Raw genomic sequence first — 21,031 nt, 5'->3', positions numbered from 1 at the left:
GGACGTGCAGCACCTGTTTGCCTCTGCCTGAAAGCGGACGTCGTCGACAGCGAAGGACACCCGGTCTCGGCTAAGGCTGTTGCCAGTCGTAGACTTTCGCCAACAGTCGTTTCCATCACAGAACATCTGTGATGGAACTGCCGTCATGCGAACTCACACTAGCCGTCGTGGATTTGATCAGCCTGGGCATCATTCCATGATTGACACGGCTTTGATGGCCTACTCGGCGCTTACGACGACCAGCTTGCGATTGACAAACTCCTTGATCCCGGCGTCGCCGAGTTCGCGGCCATAGCCAGACCGCTTGACCCCGCCGAACGGTAGCTCGGGCCGCGACGTTGTCCACATGTTGATAAACACCATGCCTGACTCGATCCGTGAGGCCATTTTGCGCGCACGTTTGATATTTGCCGAAAAGATGCTCCCGCCGAGGCCGAAGTTCGAGTCATTGGCAAGCGCCACCGCCGCATCGTCGTCGTCGACCACGAAAAGCTGTGCGACCGGGCCGAAGAACTCCTGATAGAAGGCGGGGTTGTCCGGGTTCACATCGGTCAGTACCGTCGGTTCGTAAAAGAATCCTGTTTGGTCCGCGCGCTTGCCACCAGTCAGAACGGTCGCGCCGTGCGCAACTGCTTCCTCGACCTGACGGCTGAGCCCGTCCAGCCCTTCACGCGAGGCCATTGGCCCGAGGAGCGTTTGCGGGTCCTTCGGGTCGCCCATGGTTGCCCCGCGCATCGCCCCAACAAAGGCGTCGGTAAAGGCGTCCGCGATCGAGCGCTGGACGATGAAGCGCTTGGCTGCGCTGCAAGTCTGGCCAGCATTGGCCAATCGTCCGATAACGGCACTTTGAACCGCCTTGCCGAGGTCGGCATCGTCAAGAACCACGAACACGTCACTTCCACCCAATTCAAGGGTTGATTTCTTCAGCTTCTCGGAGGCGCGCGCCCCTACCTGGCTGCCGGCCCCTTCGGAGCCAGTAAGAGCGACACCTTGGATCCGGTCATCTGCGATCAGTTCAGAAACCTTCGCTGAAGAGATGTACAGGTTGGTCACGGCGCCTTCGGGTGCACCGGCCTGACGAACCAAATCTGCAAACACGGCAGCGCATTGAGGCACGATACTGGCGTGCTTGTAGATCACGGGATTGCCGACCGCGATCGCCGGCGCGACAACACGGATGAGCTGGTAGATGGGGAAGTTCCATGGCTCTACCGCAAGCAGCACGCCGACAGGATGAAACTCAACCCAGCCTTCACCGACATTGCTGTCGACCGGCTGCGGCTTCAGCATCTCGGTGGCTCGATCAGCATAGTACCGTGCTATATCGGCACATAGATCGGCCTCCATCTGACCTTGGAGCAACGGCTTGCCCATTTCCTCGGCCATCGTGTTGGCGAGCCTGTCGCGGTTCTTGGTGATCAACCCCGCGAGTTTGTCGAGAATCGCAAGGCGGGGCGCGCGATCGCCGGTGGACCAGTCAGACTTGAAAAGAGCGTGTGCCTTGGCCAGCGCCACCTCAACTTCGGCGTCGGTATGTTCGGTGAATTCCTGGACTTTTTGCTCGGTGAAGGGGTTGAGGGATCTGTAAGCCATCGAATTCTCCTTTGGGTGTCGAAATAGACGCATGAGCGCAACGAAGCCTGAGAGCCACACGCGGCGGCTGCTCCGTTCAAGGTCGTTTAAGCACAACTAGGTAAGTCGCGACGGTGCACCCCTCAGGCTCCGACGCTCCTCGTTCAGGGGCGGTAGCGGGGCCCGGGCTGGGAATTGCTGAAGCCAGATGCGAGAATCCCACGCGCCTGCTCGAACGCCTCCCAGGCCGCAATGTCGGGCACTGGCGGGATCGTGATCAGTTCCTTGCGATCAAACCCGACGAGTGCTGCATCCACCAGATCCTCAACTTCCATGACGTTGGGGACCTTGTTGATGTCGCCACCGGCGCGATCGTAGATTTCCGTTCGCGTGGCGGCCGGCAGCACAGCCTGCACATAGACGCCTTTCGAAGCCACCTCGGCCGCAAGGCTCTGCGTCAGGGTCATCACATAGGACTTCGTTGCCGCATAGACGCCGTGCGAGTATTCGGGCAGCAGTGCCAGAACGGACGCGATGTTGACGATCGCGCCATTCCCCCGTGCGACCATGCCGCCGATGACAGCTGATGTGAGCAAGGTAGGGGCGACAACATTGAGCCGGATCAGTTTGTCCATATCTGCGGGGGCGGCAGCTGCGAAATCGCCGCTCAACGCTGCACCGGCATTGTTGATGAGTATGTCGATCGGCGGGTGCGCGCGAAGGCGTTGCAGGACCGGTTCAAGTTGAGCGCTGTCGGTCAGATCAGCAGTGATCACCTCGATACTAACGTCGTACGCCTCACGTAGCTCGGCGGACAGCCCGTTTAGACGGTCGGTCGCCCGAGCGACTAGGACAAGGTCGTGGCCGCGAGCGGCCAGACGGCGCGCATAGGTGGCGCCGATGCCGCTGGAGGCTCCGGTTATAAGTGCGGTACTCATGGTGTTTTCCTAAGTTAGGCTGTCACAGCCGATAACCTGCAGAGAGTGTTGGTGAGCCGTGCATGTCTGTTGGGAGACGGAGATGTTAGCCACGCGCCTTGAGACTAAGCATGGTGTAATGCTCATAGTGGCCGACGCCATTCTTCACGATCGGATCTTCCGATGTGAGGGCAGCGATATCTTGATCGTCGGCGATTTGGTAAAGCGACACCCCGTAGCCTCCCGTATCGTCAATGACGGGGCCGTGGGCGACGATAAGGCCCTGATCGAGTAGCCTGTTTAAGAAAGCGCCATGCTGGCCCATCCATTCACGCTCGGCGGCGGTCAACGTTGTCAGAAAATCGGCACGCGGCGGTATGTATTTGCAGAGGTAGTACTTCATCTTTGTCTCCTGGCAGGATGGCAACGCAAAGCATTTGACGGCCGTGCGATGCCGGATAAAGGGGGATAGCGAGCAGAACGCGCTTCATGATCCTGCGACGCGGGTGCTGTCAGACTTTCTGTGTGCCTTTGATGAAAGCTGCAATCTGGGCAGAGGCCATTTCCGGATATTGGAAATGCGGCGCGTGGCCAGCGCTTGGGGAAGTGATGATGTTCATCGTCGGCAGCTGGCCGTTGAGGGCATACCAATTCTCGACCGGCCCGGAAATGTCGTGATCACCGGCAAGGTGCAGGATCGGAACGTTGCGACGTGACGGGCTGGCAATCTCTTCACCTGTCGGGTGTGCCTGATCCTCGATCATATCAAGTCCTCGCTTTGGCCGTCGCCACACGCTTCATTATTGAGCTTTCGAACATTTTCGGCGCGTAGTTTTGCAGGAAAAGTATCATCCCGATCATCTTCCCCACCGGGTTGCTGAACTTTGGCTCGTTCGTCCCGATAAGCTTGGTGATGGTATGGATGACCGCATCGGGCTCTTCCGCCGCATCGATATCGGACTGCGTCGCAATTTGTACTTGTTTGCGATAGGCATTGTAGTCCGCGATGTTGCCGGCGACTGAAGAGATTGCATTGTGACCGAGGTTGGTTTTGAACCAGACCGGCTCGACCATGCTGACTTTGATGTTAAATTGAGTGAGTTCGAACCGTAGTGACTTGAAATAACCTTCAACGGCATGTTTTGAGGCCGAGTAGTAGGAAAGGTTCGGCGGGCCGATCAAGGCCACGACAGAGCTGACGGTGATGATCTGACCTTTCTTTTGCCTCCGGAAGTAAGGCAAAATGGCATTCGTAACCTTCACCGTGCCCCAGAAATTGGTCTCAAACTGCTGTCTGCCCAGGTCAATAGGGGTCTCTTCGGCTATGCCTGTGAGCATGTAGCCGGCGTTGTTGACCAACACATCAAGTTGCTTGCCATGCTGAAACAACTCGTCGGCGAACGACTGGATGGAGCTGTCATCGTCGATATCCAGACGCATGAGTTTGAAGGGCACCTTTGCCGCATATTTTTCCGGATCACGGCTGGTGCCAATGACATTAAAGCCGCGCTTGTGAAGCGTGTTGGCAAGCATCAAGCCAAAACCTGACGATGCGCCCGTTATCAAAACCGTCTTGCTCATTTCATGTCTCTCTACTGAAGCAGGCCGCACATTTGCCACCGAACTTGGCGATCCGCACTCGCCGAACGCGCCAACTTTCAGCGGAACGCGCCAACCTGACGCTGCAGCCCCTTTGGCGCCATCTGCTATTGTCGTGGCGTGATCCGCTTCATAAAATTGAACTATGAATGATCGAAATAGATCTGCACCGAATGGCCGGCGCGGCGCCGCCTTAGAATACGCGGTTTGGCCGGGCTGGCGTCTGTTGATGCAAGACGCCGGGCTGGCGACGTCCCCTGTGCTGCGGCGCGCGCAGTTGCCTGGCGATTTGTTTGCGCGTGAAAACGTTCGCCTGGACTCGGAGACTTTCTTCAAGCTCTGGGAGGCAATTGGGGCTGAGGCTGAATTCGTTGATCCGGATTTGCCGGCCCCCTTGCGCATTGCCAAGGTGATGTCTTCCGACTGGTTCGATCCAGAACTGTTCGCGGCGTTGTGCAGCGCCAATATGGGCAACGCTCTCGATCGAATTGCGAAGTATGTGCGGCTGATCGCACCCATGGCGATCAAGGTCGAACGCAAAGCGGCTGAAGCCATCGTCACGATCGATTTTCTGGATCACACCAGGCACCCGCCAAGCGTCTTTCTAGCGTTCAAGCTGGTGTTCTTTGTTCAACTGGCGCGGTTGGCGACGCGCAGTCCTGTGCAGCCGTTACGCGTGGGTTGGCCATCGCCGCCGAAGAGTGAATCAGAGTCAGGTCTTTACAGGTCCTACTTCGGTGTGCCCGTGACCAATACGCCACTGGCCACCCTTGTATTCACCACGGCGGACATTGAGCGTCCGTTCCTGACGGAAAACCACTATATGTGGTCGTTCTTCGAACCCGCTTTGCGTCAGCGATTGGCGGATCTGGATCGTACGGCCGGCATGATCGAACGGGTGCGCAGCACGCTACTCGAGACATTGCCGGCCGGTGAGGTATCGATGCAGGTGGTCAGCCGAAAACTCGGGGTCAGCACCCGCACGCTTCAGCGCAGATTGCACCATGAGGGGACGACTTTCCAGGAGACGCTGGACACCTTGCGCGATTCTTTGGCGCGCCACTATTTGCGCACCACGCAAATGTCGAGTGCGGAGATTTCGTTCCTGTTAGGTTTTGAGGATTCCAACTCATTTGCCCGCGCGTTTCATGCATGGACGGGAAAGACGCCGCAAAGGGTGCGAACGGAAATTCGTGGTGACCCGTAACTTGGAATCTGGCGGCAGCCCGGTTTTCTTCACGGGGAAATGTGAGGTGTAGAACGGTCCCATGGACTGCTTCGGTTTGCCCCAGAGATATCGATCACCGTCTTGCTTCAACGTCCGCTATCGTTGTTCCCTTCACCATAAGCGGCCCTACTGCTCCCGGCCCCATCCAAGACGTTCGAGGCCTTGATGCTACGCGATAGCGAAGGCAACTCCTCCGCTCACCCCCCCAGCCAGCCTCGGCAGCAGAAAAATCTCCGCACCCTTTGGCAATTCCTTCGACCACGTATCGCGATAGATCGTCCCGCCGATCGCCACCGCATTCCCGCGATCGTTCAGGGGCTCGAACGCGGGCGAGCCGCGCTCGCGTGTAGGAAGCAGACTGAAGGACCCAAGCGTAAGCATTCGTCGAAGGCCGCAGAATCAAGGCATCAACGTTGTCGTTGAGGTTCGCTGCTCTGACGTCGGTCGGATCGTAGTCCGCGCTACCCCGACCTGCTTGTCGTAACGAGTGCGGGACTCTCCGAATAACCTGTTGTGTAGTATTGCGAATCGCCTTTGAAAATTTGGAGATTCCATTGCTTCGCCGCAGTCTTGTTGCCTTTGTCGCGGTCGCGCTTACCGCTTGCTCCACGTCCTCCATTGATCCGCAGAACAAGGCCTCCATAGGCCTCGTCTACGTGGAGCCTGTGCAGTTATCAAAAGCCACTGTCTTTGCCCCAAATCTAAGTGAGGCAAATGAAAGTTCCGGGAAGGTGCCCGCCACGGTGTCAGAGGCTACTTCTCGCCTTCAGGAGGTCGTGGATACGCGCACCAACCTGCGCGAGCTCATCGAGAGTCAGGCGAAGGAAGACCTCATTGCCAAGGGATATCGCCTAACAGACGCGGCATCAGGCGCCTCCGCCAGGCTGAAGATCAACGTGTACCACGCATTGAGCGTACCAATTGGCGATGGGCGAGGGATTGCAATGACCGTCAGCGCCGAGATGGTTCGTTCATCGGACGGCAAACGGTTAATGTTCGCCGGCGCCAGCCAAATCAAGGATTCTGAAGCGAAGGGAGTTCGCGTGGCACCCTATGCCGATTGGTTCACCAATGATGATTTCGTCGTAGAGCAGTACCGCTTGGTAGCTCGGCTGCTTACTGCTCAGGCCCTTGCGGGCCTGTAGGGGCGTAAAAAACTCGGTGGAGGCGGGCCTGATCGACCGGCCATGCGGGCGAGCGCGATCGCCGGTCTGCCTATCCGCCAGCCAGCCTCGGCAGCAAGAATATCTCCGCCCCCGGCGGCAATTTCTTCGACCACGTATCCCGATAGATCGTTCCGTCGATCGCTACCGCGATGCCGCGGTCGATCCAGGGCTCGAGGCCGGGATACTGTTCAGCCAGCTTCCTGAACAGCTCCCTTATGTCCTTGGCCTCGACCTCGACCTTGCTCTGGCCGCCGGCGAGCTGGCCGAGCGCGCCCCAGAGGGTGACTTCGACCATTCGCTCGACCTCGCTCAGCCTCCCCGTTCCGCCTCGATTGCCGCCAGGATGCGTGGCGGCGACATCGGGATGTGGGTCATGCGCACGCCGGCTGCATTCGACACCGCATTGGCGATCGCCGCCAGCGGCGGCACGATCGAGGTCTCGCCGACGCCGCGCACGCCATAGGGGTGGTTGGGGTTGGGGATCTCGAGGATCTGCGTGTCGATCATCGGCAGGTCCGAGCAGACCGGGATGCGGTAATCGAGGAAGCCGGCGTTTTGCAGCCGGCCGTCCTTGCCGTAAATATACTCCTCGTTGAGCGCCCAGCCGATGCCTTGCGCGGCACCGCCCTGGTACTGGCCCTCGACATAGGTCGGGTGCACCGCCTTGCCGGCATCCTGCAGCACCGTGTAGCGGATAACCCTGGTGAAGCCGGTCTCGGGGTCGACCTCGATGTCGCAGATATGGGTGGCGAAGGAGACGCCGGCGCCGTCGGCGACGAGCTCGCTGTGGCCGGCGATCGGCCCTCCGGTCTTGCCGGACTCCGCCGCGATCTCCTTCAGCGACAGCTTTCCGAGATTGCCGTGCTTCTCGCCCTTGGCAACGGCATGGCCCTTTTCCCAGACCACGTCGTCAACGGCGATGTCCCACATCTGCGCGGCGCGTTCGCGCAGGATTTTTATCGCGTTGCGGGCGGCCGAGATGGTCGCCATGGAGGAGGAGAAGGTGCCGCGGCTGCCGTCGGTCATGTCGTTGTAGCCGAGCGAGGACGTGTCGGCGATCACCGCTTTGAGCTGGGCATAGTCGATGCCGAGCTCTTCGGCCGCTACCAGCGACAGCGACGCGCGCGAACCGCCTACGTCCACCGTTCCGACGGCCAGCGACACCGAGCCGTCCATGCCGATGTTCAGGTCCACGCAGGTCTGGCCACCGAAATTGAACCAGAAACCGCAAGCCATGCCACGGCCCTGGTTCTTGCCCAGCGGCGCCTTCATGTGCGGATGGTTCTTCGCCGCCTCCAGCGTCGGGCCGATGCCGATCGGGCCATAGACCGGGCCGTAGGACGACCTGGTGCCTTCCTGCGCGGCGTTTTTGATGCGGAACTCGACCGGATCCATGCCGAGCTCCTTGGCCAGTTCGTCGACAGCGCTTTCCACCGCGAACGCCGCCATCGGTGCGGAAGGCGCGCGATAGGCCGCGGTCTTCGGCCGGTTGACCAGCACTTCGTAGCCGACGGTCTTGACGTTATCGAGCTTATAGCAGGCGAACGCCGTCATGGCGCCGATCTCGGCCCAGGAGCCGGCATAGGGGCCGCAGGAATAGCGCAGCGTCGCTTCGGCAGCGGTGATGGTGCCGTCCTTGCGGGCGCCGATCTTCACGTCGACCGAGGTGGCGCTGGTCGGGCCCGAGGCGCGGAACACCTCGTCGCGGGTCATGACCAGCTTGACCGGGCGCCCGGCCTTGCGCGACAGGGCGAGTGCCACCGGCTCGGCCCAGACATGGGTCTTGCCGCCGAAACCGCCGCCGATCTCCGACGAGGTGACACGCAGCTTCGAGGCTTCCATGCCAAGCAGTTGGGCGCAGTGCTGGCGGTAGACGAAATGCCCTTGCGTGCAGACCCAGAGGTCGGCGGTGCCGTCGGAACTGACGCTCGCCACGCAGGCATGCGGCTCGATATAGCCCTGGTGCGTCTGCTCGGTCTTGAACGAGCGCTCGACGATGAAATCGGCGTGCCCAAAGCCCTGATGGACATCGCCATGGCCAAACTGGCTGCGCTTGGTGACGTTGGACGGCTTGACCGGCTCTTCCTCGAGGCCTTCGGTGAAGATGGCATCGTTGATGAGAGGCGCCGAGTGCTTCATCGCCTCGTCGACATCGGTGACATGCGGCAAAAGCTCGTAGTCGACCTCGATCAGCTTCAGCGCTTGCCTGGCCGTGCGGGCATCGACCGCGGCGACCGCGGCCACCGCATGGCCGTCATAGAGTGCCTTGGTGCGCGCCATGCAGTTGTCGAGGATGTCGTACATGGCGGCATCGCCATCGGTGAGGTCCGGCAGGTCTTTCGCCGTGATCACCGCCTTGACGCCGGGAAGCTTTTCCGCCTTCGAGGTGTCGATCTTCCTGATTTTCGCATGGGCGTGCGGGCTTCTCAGAACACGCCCGACCAGCTGTCCCGCCATGTTGAAGTCGGCGCCGTAGCGGGCGCGGCCGGTCACCTTGTCGACGCCGTCGGGGCGGATGGGGCGTGTGCCGACGGATGTGAAATTACGCCCGGAATAACGCGGATCGAAATTCATCTCAGGCTCCCTTCATCACGGTGGCCGCGTCCTGGACGGCGCGCACGATCTTGTCATAGCCGGTGCAGCGGCAGAGATTCCCGGCCAGCCCAAAGCGGATTTCCTCTTCGCTCGGGTCGGGGTTTTTCGTCAAAAGGTCCTTGGCCGCGATCAGGAAGCCCGGCGTGCAGATGCCGCATTGCAGGGCCGCATGCTCGAGGAACTTCTGCTGCAACGTGTGCAGCTGGTCGCCATGCGCCATGCCCTCGACGGTTTCGATGCTCCGTCCTTCAGCCTCGGCGCCAAGCACCAGGCATGAGCACACCAGGCGGTCGTCGAGGATGATGCTGCAAGCGCCGCAGTCGCCGGTGCCGCAGCCTTCCTTGGCGCCCGTCAGCCCGAGCCGATCGCGCAGCACGTCGAGCATCGTTTCGTCCGGCTGGCAAAGATACTCGAAATGGTCGCCGTTGATTGTCGTTGAGACTGCTATACCAGCCATCATTTGCCTCCTGCACGTGCATAGGCGGTCGTCGCGGCCCGCTTGGCAAGCACGCCCGCAACCTTACGCCTGAATTCAATGGTACCCCGCTTGTCGTCGATGGGACGGCAAGCCCCGGCGCAGACCTTGGCGAGCCGCTCAAGTGCTGCTTCGTCCAGCTTCCTGCCGATGAGCGCCTCGGCTGCCTCTTCCACCAGAAGCACCGTCACTGCCACGGCGCCCAGCGCCACGCGGGCCGCTTTGACGATGCCCGCCTCATCGATCGTCAGGTTGACGCCGGCACTGACCACCGCGATGTCCATCTCGGTGCGGGGGATGAAACGTAGATAGGCGTCGCCCGAACGCGGCGCGCGCTTGTCGAGCAGGATCGCCTCGATGATCTCGCCCTTGGCGAGCGACGTCTTGCCCGGTCCGATCGGCACGCTGCCCACGGAAATCGTGCGCCTGCCCGCTGGCCCGACAATTGATGCCCGGGCGCCGGCCGCGACCAGCGCCGGCACGCTGTCGGCCGCCGGCGAGGCGTTGCAAAGATTGCCAACGATGGTGCAGCGTCCCTGCACCTGCTTCGAGCCGATCAGCTTGGCCGCTTCGACGACGCCGGGCCATGCCTTCTTCAGGGCCGCGTTCTCGCCCAGCACGGCGCAGGGCACCGCGGCGCCGATGCTGAAACCGTCAGCCGTTTCGCGGATGTCGCTCAGGCCGGCGATGGCCTTGATGTCGACGATCAGGTCGGGTTCGATGAAGCCGCCCTTCATCCTCACCAGGAGGTCGCTGCCCCCCGCGAGGATGGCGGCCGGGCCTATTGCCTTGGCGAGCTCGCCAACGGCATCTTCGATTGAAAGCGGACGTATGTAACGCATCGTCTCCCCTTGGATATCGGAATTTCAGCGACCGTTATAAACTGTCTCCTCATAATGGCCATCCGCTTCCTCTGCTGCGGCGATTGGGCCAGGCGCCGAAAAATCGAGTCCCAAAACAGGCTGGCCTGGCGTACGCCAATGAATGGCGGCAACTGGCTTTGAGATGGCTTTCGGGGAAATTTCTGAAATGGATCAATAGGATAGTCAGAAGCAGAATCCCCGCCGCTACTCCTGCCCGCGCTTCTGCGCGATGAGATCCAGCCGGTCGCGGTCGGAGCGTTCGCGGTCGTCGCGGCGGCGAACGTCCTTGTAGGCGCGCTCGACCATGTTGGTGCGGGCGGTTGCGGTGGCGATCAGGCCGGCCTCCTGCCTGGCGCTTTCCAGGCTCGCTTCCTGGCGCACCACGGCATTGGCGATGCGGCGATGGTAGAGATCGGGAAACAGGCTGGCCAGCGAATCGGCCGCGTCGAAATGCTCGACCAGCTCCTTTGCTTCCGTCTGCGCCTCCGCGGCCGCCGATAGGAACGTGGCATGGCGGGTCTCGTGCAGCGCCTTCAGCTGTTCCTGCACCTTGACCAGTTTCTTTAGGCGATCCTTGCGCGTGCTCATTGTGTCTACCGGGCGAGCGTGAGGTCGACGAAGCCGTTGACGAACAGCGACAGCAAGGTGCCGATGGCAAAGTAGAAGATGATCAGCCCGCCGGCGATGACGAAGGGCAGCGAGATGAAATAGACCGGGATTTGCGGGGTCAGCTTGTTGACGAAGCCGATGGTCAGGTTGACGAGGATGGCATAGGCGACAAAAGGGCTGCCGAGGCGGATGACCAGGAAGAAGGCATCCGACACCGTGTCGGTGACATCGACGAGGGCCGCCTGCGGGTTGAAGAAGATGTTGACCGGGGCGACCGTGTAGGAGGAGACCAGCGCGCGCACGATCTCGTGGTCGAAATCGAAGACGAAAAGCAGCATCAGCGCCGAAAACGAGATGATGGCGGCAAGGGCTGCCTGCGGCTCGGCTTCTTCGATGGCAGGGCCGCCGGAGCCGCCATAGCCGATCATCGTGGCGATGCCGGCGCCCATGAAGCGCAGCGCCTCCATGTAGAGCCTGGTCATCGCGCCGATCAGCCCGCCGATCAGCAGTTCCGAGATGATCATCGGCGCCAGTATCTGCGGGCGCGGATCGACGAAGGGATAGATGCGGTCCCACAGGAAGGTGAGCAGGCCGCCGGTGGCGGCGATGGCGACGAACAGCCTGACCTGAACCGGCACGCGGGCGCTGGACAGGCCGGGCATCAGCATGAAGCAGCTGCCGATGCGGCAGAAGGCGAGGAAGGCGGCGATGACGACGCCTTGCGACAGCGCGGTCACGATATGGTCCCGAGCACCTTGATCTCGACGCCCTTGGCAATTTCGACATGGCTGAGCACCGGCAGCGTGGTGAACAGGCGCTCGATGATCATGCGCACATAGGGGCGCGCGTCGGGAGCTGTGACGAGGACAAAGCGCTCGCCGGCTTCCAGATGCTTGCGGATCGCCTTGGTCGCGTCCTGGCCGAACTCCTCGAGCTGGCGCGGGTCGATGTCGAATTCGCGCACCTCGCCCTTGGCGTCGCGCTTGAGGCTCTGGTGGAAGGCGAGATCCCAGCGGTTGCCGAGGCGCAGCACCTTGAGCACGCCGCCTTCGGAAAGGTCGCCGCAGATCTGCTGGGCCATGCGGATGCGGACATGCTCGACGATCTGCTCGGTGCGGCGCACATGCGGGGCGATCTCGGCGATGGCCTCGATGATCAGGTGCAAATTGCGGATCGAGACGCGTTCGGCGAGCAGCAGCTTCAGCACCGCCTGCAGGCCGGGGTAGGAGATGTGCGAGGTGCAGATCTCGTCGGCCAGCTTGCGATATTCCGGGTCCTGGCGTTCGAGCAGTGCCTTCATGTCCTTGTAGGACAGAAGCTGCGGCAGGTTGTTGCGGATGACCTCGGAGAGATGAGTGAGCAGCACCGACATGTTGTCGGCAAAGGTGTAGTTCTCGCGCTTCAGATCCTCGGCGAAGGTTTCGAGCACCGAGAAGGCGCGCATGCCGAAGGCCGGTTCGCGGATTTCCTCGCCGGGCATGTCGGGCAGGTCACGGGTGCCGAGCAGCACCATGATTTCGCCGACGCGCATCTGGTATTCGGCGACCACGGTGCCATGCACCTTGATCTGGTAGCTCTTCGGCGGGATGCCGAAATCGTCGGCGACGCGCACCTCCGGCACGACGAAGCCATATTGCGTGGCAAACTTCTTGCGCATCTTGGCCATGCGGAAGGCCAGTTCCTGATGCGACACCAGAAGCCGCGTCGACAGCTGCTTGCCGATCAGGAGCTCGATCTCGGCGGTGGCGAGCGAAGCCTTGACCGAGTTCTTTTCCTCCTCGACCTTGGTTGCCTTCTCCTGGTTCTTCAGCGCTTCGGCCTCGGCAAGCACGCGGTTGGCGCGCATCGGGATGATATAGCCGAGGCCAGCCATGCCGCCGGCGAGCGCAAAGAACGGGAACAGCGGCAGGCCGGGCATCAGGCCGAGCAGGACGAGCAGCGATGCCGCGACATAGAGCGCGCGCGGATGGGCGCCGAGCTGGCCGAACACCGCCTGGTTGGTCGAACCGCGGGTGCCGCCCTTGGAGACGAGCAGGCCGGCGGCGAGCGAGACGATCAGCGCCGGGATCTGGGTGACGAGGCCGTCGCCGACCGAGAGCTTGATGAAGACATCGGCGGCTTCGCCCATGCCCATGCCGTGCCTGATATAGCCGATGGCGATGCCGCCGACGATGTTGATGGCGGTGATGATGAGACCGGCGATGGCGTCGCCGCGGACGAATTTCGAAGCGCCGTCCATCGAGCCGAAGAAGGACGATTCCTCTTCCAGTTCGCGCCGGCGCAGCTGCGCCGTCTTGTCGTCGATCATGCCGGCGGACAGGTCGGCGTCGATCGACATCTGCTTGCCGGGGATGGCGTCAAGGGTGAAGCGGGCGCCGACTTCGGCGATACGCGTCGCGCCCTTGGTGATGACGATGAAGTTGACCACGATCAGGATCATGAAGACGATCAGGCCGATGACGAAGTCGCTGGCCATCACCAGCCTGGAGAAACCGGCAATGACATAGCCGGCGGCATGCGTGCCTTCATTGCCATGCGCCAGGATCATGCGCGTGGTGGCGATGTTGAGCGACAGCCTGAGCATGGTGGCGATGAGCAGCACGGTCGGGAACGAGGAGAAATCGAGCGGCCGCTGAATCCACAGCGCCACCATCAGGATCAGCACCGACAGCGCGATCGAGAAGGCAAGGCCGATGTCGATGAGGAAGGCCGGGATCGGCAGAAACAGCACGGCCAGGATGATGACGATGCCGATGGCGAAAAAGACGTCGCGGCCGTTCTTGACCACCGCGCCGGGCTGGATGCTTTCGCTGATCGCCATGTCGTCCCCAGATCACAAGCCTGCCCGCGCGGCAGCCTTTCCACCCTAGCTGGCCAAGCTTGCGCGAAGGTGGGAGACTGCGCCCTTGAAGCAAGAGGGTTCGCATGCTCGTCATCATTGGCACTGTTCGCCTGCCGCCGGAAAAGCTCGAGCAGGCAAGGCCTGTGATGGAGCGGATGGTTTCGGCCAGCCGCACTGAACCCGGCTGCCTCGAATATTCCTATGCGCAGGATGTCTTCGATGCCGGCCTCATCCGGATCACCGAAGTCTGGAGCAGCAGGGCGGCGCTCGACGCCCATTTCGCCGCGCCCCATCTCGCAAGCTGGCGCTCAAGCTGGCCGGCGCTCGGCATCGGCGATCGCAATCTCGTGCTCTATGAGGCAGGCGAGCCCAAGCCGACCTGATTGGCGGCCGTATCGCGGTTGCCATGCGGTATCGCCGGGCGTATCAGCAGGGCCTTCACACCATTCGGATATCGGCGAGCCGCTCCGGTGCCTTCCAGAAACCAACCGCAAGTCTATGCCCGCCGGCTTCGCGCGGTGCTGATCAGGTCGATCCCGCTGCTCGAGGCACGCGGCATCGTCGTCGTCATCCTGGCCGGTGTCGTCGGGGTGATGGCGGCGGTGCTGGTCACCGCGATGAGCCAGATCGTCCAGGACCTGCATGGGCTTTTGTTCGGCGTTCAGCCGGGCGGCCGGCTTTCCGCGATGTTTTCGCTCGCCAACCCGGTGCAGGCGATGGTGCCGGCGATCGGCGGCATCCTGCTTGGGCTGACGGTGATCTGGCTGCGAAGGCGAAAATTCCGCACCCCGGTCGATCCGATCGAGGCCAATGCGCTCTATGGCGGGCGCATGTCGCTCACCGATACGTTCATCATCGCCGGGCAGACGATGATCTCGAGCGGTTTTGGCGCTTCGGTCGGACTGGAGGCCGGCTACACGCAGGTCGGTTCCGGACTGGCGTCGCGGCTGGCGCGTGCCTTCAACCTGCGGCGCAACGATGTCCGCATCCTGGTCGGCTGCGGCGCTGCCGGTGCGATTGCTGCCGCCTTCGACGCGCCGCTGACCGGCGCCTTCTACGGCTTCGAGCTGGTCATCGGCATCTATTCGGTCGCCAATGTCGCGCCGGTGATGACCGCCGCGATCTGCGCTTCGCTGACCGCCGAGCTGTTTGGCGTGGTGCCGTTTCCGCTCGAGCTCTCCGGCCTGCCGGAACTCACCGCCAGCCAATATCTGCCGTTCCTGCTACTCGGCCTGCTCGGCGGCGCGGCCTCCATTGCCATCATGCATCTGGTGAGCCTGATCGAACGCGGTTTCGCCAGGCTGTCGATCGACGCCTCGCTGCGTCCCTTCATCGGCGGCGTCATCGTCGGGCTTTTGGGCCTGATCACGCCGCAGGTGCTGTCCAGCGGCCATGGCGCGCTGCATCGCGAATTCGCGATGAATTACGGGCTCGCTGTCGTGGCCAGCGTCTTTGTGCTGAAGCTGGCGGCCTCGGCGATCTCGCTGGGCTCGGGCTTTCGCGGCGGCTTGTTCTTTGCCTCGCTGTTCCTCGGCGCCTTGCTCGGCAAGATGTTCGCCGGCGTGATGGCTTTTGTCTCGCCGGCGACCGGCATTGACCCATCGGTCGCCGCCGTTGTCGGCATGACGTCGCTGGCCGTCGGCGTCGTTGGCGGTCCACTGACGATGACGTTCCTGGCGCTGGAATCGACCCGCGACCTGACGCTCACCGGCGTGGTGCTGGCGGCGTCGCTGATGGCGGCGATCCTGGTGCGTGAAACCTTCGGCTATTCTTTCTCGACATGGCGCTTCCATTTGCGCGGCGAGACGATCCGCAGCGCCCATGATGTCGGCTGGATGCGCAGCCTGACGGTTGGCTCGATGATGCGAAAGGATGTCCGCACCATCGACGCCTCGACCACGCTTGTGGCTTTTCGCAATGCAGTGCCGCTTGGTTCTGCCCAGCGTGTCATTGCGGTGGATGCCGGGCAGCATTATGCCGGCGTGCTGATCGTCGCCGAATTGCATAGCGTTCAATCCGATGGCGAGATGCCGGTGCTGTCGCTGGCGAGATTCAGGGATGCGGTGCTGGTGCCGAGCATGAACGTTCAATCCGCCGCCGAGACCTTCCAGCGCGCCGGCGCCGAGGAATTGGCGGTGGTCGAGGATTTCGACAATCAGGTCGTCGTCGGGCTTTTGACCGAAGGCCATCTGATGCGGCGCTACGCAGAGGAACTCGACAAGGCGCGCCGCGACCTGTCGGGTGAGGGGTGACAGGCAGTCGGCCGCTTCAGGCTGAGCGCGGCTCGGTGGCGACCTGTCGTTGTTCGTTTCTTCCCTTGTAGAAACTGAATGTGCCGCGACCGCCGCGCTTGCTCTGGTAGAGCGCAAGGTCGGCTTTCCGCAACAGCTCGTCCAGTGACAATCCGTCGTCGGGTGCAACGGAAATTCCAATGCTGGTGCCGATGGAGACCGAACGCCCGCAAACAACGAACGGTTCATGCATGGCGGCAACGAGACGGCGTGCAAGCACACCGGCGTCGGATCGTTTATGGATATCGGTCTGCACGATCGCGAACTCGTCGCCTCCAAGGCGTGCGACCGTGTCGTGATCGCGAACCGAGGCACTCAATCGTCCGGCAACCTGCTTCAGAAGCTCATCTCCTGCCTGATGGCCAAGCTGGTCGTTGACCGGCTTGAACCGATCAAGATCCAGGCACAGGACGGCTATGGTTCCGCTACGCTTCGTCTTGGCGATAGCCTGCTGCAAACGGTCATTGAACAGCGCGCGGTTGGGAAGATCGGTCAGGTGATCGTGGTGCGCCATATGGGCGACGAGTTCCTGGTTGCGACGTTGCTCCGTCACATCCAGGTACGTTGTCACAAATCCTCCTCCGCTGAGCGGAACGCCTCGCACTTCAAGCACGGTGCCATTGGGTCGGGTACGGTGGTAGCTGTGGGGCGTTCGCTGTCTGACCAGCTCAAGGCGCCTTCCGACATGGTCTTCAGTCGACCCAGGGCCATACTCACCTCGCTCGGCATTGAACCGAAACAAATCCTCCATGCTTGGATAGCCATTGCGGAAAAGCTCCGGAGGATAGTCCAGCATGGACTTTTGCTGGTCGTTGCAGAGGACCATCCGCAGGTCGTCGTCAAACAGGGATATGCCACCAGGGAAGTTGTCAACGACTGCCTCCAGAAGCCGAACTCTTTCGCGCAGAAACTGCTCCGATGAACTGACCTTTGCAGGTTCGTTCGATTCGAAATCCATCGGTGCGTGCGACTTGCGCAATGCTGGCATAAGGCTTCTCGTTGCTCCTTGCAGGGGGCTTGCCGTCAAGGTCACGAATACGCCGAGAATCTTTATATCAGGTTTCTCTAAAATTGATGCAGAAGCTGGGGAGCGGCTCAATCCAGCCAGGAAAGCTCTAATGCTCGATCGGGCCCTTCGGCATGACCAGGGCCGTGCCGGCGGTTGTCGGGCGCTCGATCATGCGGCGCACGCGCGGCGGCTCGTCGCCGCTGTGCAGCGCCCTTATGCGCTCGCCGATGACGGCGTCGGCGTGGGTGGTACGCTTGTTGTGGCGGATGTATTCGAGCCAGGTCGGCGTGTGATAGTGCTCGATCCATATTGCGGGATTTTCAAGGTCGCGCGCCAGCGTCCAGTTGCGGGCGCCATCGCGGCGGCGGATGCGGCCGCGTTCGGCCATGACGCCGAGGAATTCCGGCACGTCCTCGTCGCGGATAATGTACTCGATCATGATGGCGATCGGGCCGCTGCGTGGCTTGAGGTCGAGTCCGAGATGCGGCTCCTTGAAGCGATTGAGCGGATCGAGATTGAGCATCGCCTGCTGGGGAAGAGGCAACAGCAGGCCGATTGCGCCGCCGGCCAGCATCGCGACGCTGGCGGCGATCAGTGCGGTTTCGGCGCCATGCGCATCGGCAACGACGCCCCAGACCCAGCTGCCGAGCGCGATGCCGCCGAAGGTCGCCGTCTGGTAGACCGAGAGCACCCGGCCAACCACCCAGCGCGGCGTCGACATCTGCACGGTGACGTTGAAATGCGACAGCGCGTTCACCCAGCAGGCACCGCCGAGGAGCAGTCCGAGCGAGGTCTGCCAGGCATTGTGGCTGATGGCGGCGTTGAAGGCGCAAAGCGCGAAGCCGGCGAAGGCCATGCGCACCATCGTCTCGCTGGACAGCAACTGCCGCAGCCGGACGCTGATCAGCGCGCCGCCGACCGCGCCGATGCCGAAGGCGCCGAGCATGATGCCGTAGGTCAAGGCATCGCCCTTGACGACATCGCGCGCGACCAGCGGCAGCAGCGCCAGCACCGCGCCAGCGCTGAAGCCGAAGGCCGAGCCCCTGACCAGCACCTTGCCGATGTTGGGCGACATGGCGACGTAGCGCAGGCCGGCGCCCATCGCCGCGCCCAGCGTCTCGCGCGGCAGCGTCGACGCCGGCAGTTCCGGCTTCCAGCGGGCCAGCACGATGATGAGGCCGACATAGCTCACTGCGTTGGCGGCAAAAGCCGCCGCGGCGCCGGCTGCGGCGACGATGATGCCGCCGATCGCCGGGCCGACGCTACGCGTCAGGTTGAAGCCGAGCGAGTTGAGCGCGACCGCCGCCGGCAGCTTGGGGCGCGGCACCATATCGCCGACGGAGGCCTGCCAGGATGGGCTGTTGAGCGCCGTGCCGCTGTCGATCAGGAAGGTGAAGGCAAGCAGCGTCCACGGCGTGATCAGACCGAACCATGTGAACAGCGTCAGCAGCACCGAGACGACCAGCATGAAAGTCTGGGCGACCAGCATCACCTTGCGCCGGTTGAAGCTGTCGGCGATGGCACCGGCGACGAGCGCAAACAGCATGATCGGCAGGGTGGTCGAGGCCTGCACCAGCGCGACCTGGTAGGACGATGTGGCGATGGTGGTCATCATCCAGGCAGCGCCGACGCCCTGGATCAGGCCGCCGAAATTCGACACCAGGCTGGCCGACCATACGGCGCGGAAAATACCATGGCTGAACGGCGCCAGCGCCGAAACGCGTTCGCCGGCCGGCTCGTCATCGATCATAAAAGCTGCCTACCTTCACCTGCTGGTTTCGTCCCTGAACCAAGTAGAGCACGGCACCCAAAGGGCGAACGCCTCTTTCGAAAAAGATCATGATCCAACAACAGGATAGCGAAGGCAAAAATACGTCCTGAGGGGACAGTCTTTTGCCCAGCGCAAGGTTCTCATTGGTCCACGTCAGCGGGCGTCCCGGCTGGCGGCATGCAGGGCTTCGGTCAGGTTGCCCGCCGTCTCGCCGCCGGCGTAGAGGCGCAGGAAAAGCTCCATGCCGACAAGCCGCATGCGGGATGATTCATCGCGCGCCGCAAGTTCCACCAGGTCTTCCAGGGAAGACGCCGGCCATTTCATGGCATCCCGCAAGAACCCCTTGCGCAACAAACCCTGGGCGCCGGCGCTAAAGTCGGGAGACATGTCAAAACCGACCTTTTTTGCGTAGACATTCTGGCGTGGGATGTGCTTTTCCGCGACCTTTTTCAAAAGCCACTTCCCGGTCTTGTCGCGATATTTGTGTCGCCTGGGCAGATGGATGGCAAAATCGATCAGCCTGTTCTCGAGGAAAGGGACCCTGAGTTCCACCGAAGCAGCCATGCTGAGCCGGTCATGCCTGTGCAGCAGATCCTGAAGATGCCCGTACAGGTCCTGGAGGCAGCTGCCCAGAAATGCGCGGTCGCTCAGGGGCGTCACCGGCTCCAGCCGGTCGAAGAGCTTCGTTTGCAGAAAGTTCAGTTCCGGCGACAGGGCCCGCAGCATGGCGTTACGATCCGATCCTTTGCCACCACCCATCGAGATCGCGTATGGCGCGCGGCGCAGACGCTTGAATTTCCGATCGAGCGAGCGCTTGGACTGAAACAGCCGCTGCGGCCACGACCATGAACGCCACAGCTTCATGCTCGCCGCCTGCCAATCGTAACCGCCAAAAAGTTCGTCGGCGCCTTCCCCGGTGAGCAGGACCTTGATGCCATCGGCCCGGCACTGTTCGGTAAGCGCAAGCAGCGCGGGCCGGCTGGCGTGCCATCCGTCGCTTTCCAGGTGCCAGACCATTCTCGGCCACAGCTCGAAAAAGCGGTCCTTGTCGAGCGGCACCCTGCGCAAGGGCACGCCGACATGGCGGCCGGTTCGCTCGGCGTTTTCGGCTTCGCTGCGGCCGATGAGGGGATCGACGACATAGCCGTGGATCTCGGGCCGGAAGCGCTTGGCCAGCGCGGTGATCAGGCCGGAGTCGACGCCGCTGCTGCAAGCCGTGGCGACGCTGGTGTCGGCGATGCAGTGTATTTCGATGCTGTCCTCGATCAGCTTCTCCAGCGCCGATATGCGGTCGGGGTCGGATGCCCTGTCATCGTTGATGCGCGCCGTTTCGAGGACATCGAGAACATGCCAGAAACTGCGTTTCTCGACGCCGTCATCGGTGATCTTCCACAGGCCGGCGGGCGGCAAGCGCTCGATCTTGTCGAACAGGCTGAAGCTCGAATCGCGGCTCTGCCAGGCGAGCCGCAAGGTGATTTCACGCGTGTCGATGTCGCCTGCGAACCCTTCGCAGGCAAGGATCGCCTTGTCTTCGGAGGCGAAGATCATGCGGTCGTCCGTCACCGCTACCGACATCGGCTTGATGCCGAGCCGGTCGCGGCAAAGCCACAACGTTTCGTCTCGCAGATCGAAATAAGCGAAGGAGAACATGCCGTCGAACAGTGGCACAGCCTTGTCCGGCCCCCAGTGATGCAGGGCCTGGAGGACCACCTCGGTATCCGACACGGTTCGGAAGACATTGCCTTCGGCCTCGAGGGCCGCGCGCAGCGCCCGGTAATTGTAGACTTCGCCATTGTAGACCAGCACGCCCTGGCCCGATGCGGTCAGCATCGGCTCGCGCGCAGCAGGTGACGGATCGATGATTGTAAGCCGCCGGTGACCCAAAGCGAGCCGGCCGCCGTTCCAGCTGCCATGATCGTCCGGACCGCGATGCACCAGCGCCTGCATCATGCGGGCGACATCGGACAGGTCACGCGCGCCGATCGGACTATGCTTTCGCCAGACGCCGGCTATTCCGCACATGGCCTGCCGGTCGGTCTTGCCTGGTTCATGGCATTCCAAGACATTATCGGGACAAAGGGGCGCCGCAGGCAG

Annotated in this window: 19 protein-coding genes; 4 read left to right on the top strand and 15 right to left on the bottom strand. The window is 62.1% G+C overall.

The window, feature by feature from the left end:
• Positions 1-219: 219 nt before the first annotated feature.
• From AC1DXU_RS05915 to AC1DXU_RS05895, 5 genes are all read right to left on the bottom strand, one after another.
• A complete protein-coding gene (locus AC1DXU_RS05915) occupies positions 220-1,593 on the bottom strand; it encodes an NAD-dependent succinate-semialdehyde dehydrogenase (RefSeq protein ID WP_477365501.1) in 1,374 nt (457 codons plus the stop codon).
• 143 nt (positions 1,594-1,736) lie between these two features.
• Positions 1,737-2,510: an SDR family NAD(P)-dependent oxidoreductase gene (locus AC1DXU_RS05910; RefSeq protein WP_477365498.1), complete on the bottom strand. Its 774-nt coding sequence runs from the start codon at positions 2,508-2,510 to the stop codon at positions 1,737-1,739.
• 85 nt (positions 2,511-2,595) lie between these two features.
• Complete coding sequence (locus AC1DXU_RS05905; protein WP_475438383.1) at positions 2,596-2,892, bottom strand: YciI family protein; 297 nt, start codon at positions 2,890-2,892, stop codon at positions 2,596-2,598.
• A gap of 109 nt (positions 2,893-3,001) precedes the next feature.
• The gene (locus tag AC1DXU_RS05900) at positions 3,002-3,253 is read right to left on the bottom strand and encodes an alpha/beta fold hydrolase (RefSeq protein ID WP_477365495.1); all 252 of its coding nucleotides are present in this window, start codon (positions 3,251-3,253) and stop codon (positions 3,002-3,004) included.
• A 1-nt stretch (position 3,254) separates the two neighbouring features.
• On the bottom strand, positions 3,255-4,070 hold the full coding sequence (locus AC1DXU_RS05895; protein WP_477365492.1) for an SDR family oxidoreductase: 816 nt from the start codon (positions 4,068-4,070) through the stop codon (positions 3,255-3,257).
• Positions 4,071-4,317: 247 nt separating this feature from the next.
• On the opposite strand from AC1DXU_RS05895, the gene AC1DXU_RS05890 reads away from it, so the two are divergent.
• Positions 4,318-5,295 carry an AraC family transcriptional regulator gene (locus tag AC1DXU_RS05890; protein WP_477365489.1) on the top strand — a complete coding sequence of 326 codons (978 nt, stop codon included), beginning with the start codon at positions 4,318-4,320 and terminating at the stop codon, positions 5,293-5,295.
• A gap of 575 nt (positions 5,296-5,870) precedes the next feature.
• Entirely contained in the window at positions 5,871-6,461 is a 591-nt protein-coding gene (locus AC1DXU_RS05885; protein WP_477365486.1) for a YajG family lipoprotein, read from the top strand.
• 70 nt (positions 6,462-6,531) lie between these two features.
• Here AC1DXU_RS05885 and AC1DXU_RS05880 read toward each other — a convergent pair whose 3' ends face one another.
• From AC1DXU_RS05880 to flhA, 7 genes are all read right to left on the bottom strand, one after another.
• Entirely contained in the window at positions 6,532-6,777 is a 246-nt protein-coding gene (locus AC1DXU_RS05880; protein WP_477365483.1) for a MoaD/ThiS family protein, read from the bottom strand.
• A gap of 14 nt (positions 6,778-6,791) precedes the next feature.
• On the bottom strand, positions 6,792-9,056 hold the full coding sequence (locus AC1DXU_RS05875; protein WP_477365480.1) for a xanthine dehydrogenase family protein molybdopterin-binding subunit: 2,265 nt from the start codon (positions 9,054-9,056) through the stop codon (positions 6,792-6,794).
• 1 nt (position 9,057) lies between these two features.
• On the bottom strand, positions 9,058-9,534 hold the full coding sequence (locus AC1DXU_RS05870; protein ID WP_477313324.1) for a (2Fe-2S)-binding protein: 477 nt from the start codon (positions 9,532-9,534) through the stop codon (positions 9,058-9,060).
• Entirely contained in the window at positions 9,534-10,394 is an 861-nt protein-coding gene (locus AC1DXU_RS05865; protein WP_477365477.1) for an FAD binding domain-containing protein, read from the bottom strand. Before AC1DXU_RS05865 ends, AC1DXU_RS05870 begins: the two co-directional genes overlap by 1 nt.
• A gap of 225 nt (positions 10,395-10,619) precedes the next feature.
• Positions 10,620-11,003, bottom strand: coding sequence for a hypothetical protein (locus AC1DXU_RS05860; protein WP_477365474.1), 384 nt, complete (start codon positions 11,001-11,003; stop codon positions 10,620-10,622).
• A 5-nt stretch (positions 11,004-11,008) separates the two neighbouring features.
• Positions 11,009-11,761: a flagellar biosynthetic protein FliR gene (fliR, locus tag AC1DXU_RS05855; RefSeq protein ID WP_477365471.1), complete on the bottom strand. Its 753-nt coding sequence runs from the start codon at positions 11,759-11,761 to the stop codon at positions 11,009-11,011.
• Entirely contained in the window at positions 11,758-13,845 is a 2,088-nt protein-coding gene (flhA, locus tag AC1DXU_RS05850) for a flagellar biosynthesis protein FlhA (protein ID WP_477365468.1), read from the bottom strand. The genes fliR and flhA overlap by 4 nt, the downstream gene beginning before the upstream one ends.
• 104 nt (positions 13,846-13,949) lie before the next feature.
• On the opposite strand from flhA, the gene AC1DXU_RS05845 reads away from it, so the two are divergent.
• The gene (locus AC1DXU_RS05845) at positions 13,950-14,249 is read left to right on the top strand and encodes a putative quinol monooxygenase (protein WP_477365465.1); all 300 of its coding nucleotides are present in this window, start codon (positions 13,950-13,952) and stop codon (positions 14,247-14,249) included.
• A gap of 87 nt (positions 14,250-14,336) precedes the next feature.
• Positions 14,337-16,118: a chloride channel protein gene (locus AC1DXU_RS05840; protein WP_477365462.1), complete on the top strand. Its 1,782-nt coding sequence runs from the start codon at positions 14,337-14,339 to the stop codon at positions 16,116-16,118.
• A 16-nt stretch (positions 16,119-16,134) separates the two neighbouring features.
• Here AC1DXU_RS05840 and AC1DXU_RS05835 read toward each other — a convergent pair whose 3' ends face one another.
• The 3 genes from AC1DXU_RS05835 to asnB all read right to left on the bottom strand — a co-directional run bounded on the left by AC1DXU_RS05835 (position 16,135) and on the right by asnB (position 20,998).
• On the bottom strand, positions 16,135-17,145 hold the full coding sequence (locus AC1DXU_RS05835; RefSeq protein ID WP_477365459.1) for a diguanylate cyclase domain-containing protein: 1,011 nt from the start codon (positions 17,143-17,145) through the stop codon (positions 16,135-16,137).
• A gap of 127 nt (positions 17,146-17,272) precedes the next feature.
• Positions 17,273-18,916 carry an MFS transporter gene (locus AC1DXU_RS05830; protein WP_477365456.1) on the bottom strand — a complete coding sequence of 548 codons (1,644 nt, stop codon included), beginning with the start codon at positions 18,914-18,916 and terminating at the stop codon, positions 17,273-17,275.
• A 174-nt stretch (positions 18,917-19,090) separates the two neighbouring features.
• On the bottom strand, positions 19,091-20,998 hold the full coding sequence (gene asnB, locus AC1DXU_RS05825; RefSeq protein ID WP_477365453.1) for an asparagine synthase (glutamine-hydrolyzing): 1,908 nt from the start codon (positions 20,996-20,998) through the stop codon (positions 19,091-19,093).
• Positions 20,999-21,031 lie beyond the last annotated feature (33 nt).

This window comes from Mesorhizobium sp. P3_A10, assembly GCF_056403175.1.
The sequence above is the reverse complement of the archived record's forward strand: the minus strand, read 5'-3'. Positions and strand labels throughout refer to the sequence as shown.